Here is a 283-nt window from a genome sequence, read left to right as displayed (position 1 = left end):
AGTTAAAGGCCAGCGGATCACTCAAATTGATATCTACAAGCAGGATCAATGGCAAACTCTTGAATCTAATAAGTTGTATATTGGCGTATCAAGTTCTTATACCGCAGCGGGTAAGGAAGGTTATGATGCGTTATTGCATGCCCACTGGCAGCAACCGATGAGCAATCAAACGCTGCCAGAAGCCTTTATCGATTTTGTTAGTCAACATGGCCATCTCATTACGGGACAACTGTTTACAAATGTACATTACATTAGCCATCGCGATTAAACGGCAACTTCATAT

General features: G+C 41.7%; 1 pseudogene. It reads left to right on the top strand.

The features are described from left to right. Positions 1–268 (top strand): annotated as a pseudogene (locus AAEZ00_RS21040) (bifunctional metallophosphatase/5'-nucleotidase); the annotation flags it as partial. Positions 269–283: the final 15 nt, after the last annotated feature.

Source organism: Shewanella sp. S1-49-MNA-CIBAN-0167 (assembly GCF_040310145.1).
GTDB classification, from domain to species: domain Bacteria; phylum Pseudomonadota; class Gammaproteobacteria; order Enterobacterales; family Shewanellaceae; genus Shewanella; species Shewanella psychromarinicola.
Note: the sequence above shows the minus strand (reverse complement) of the source record. Positions and strands in the feature narration are given on the sequence as shown.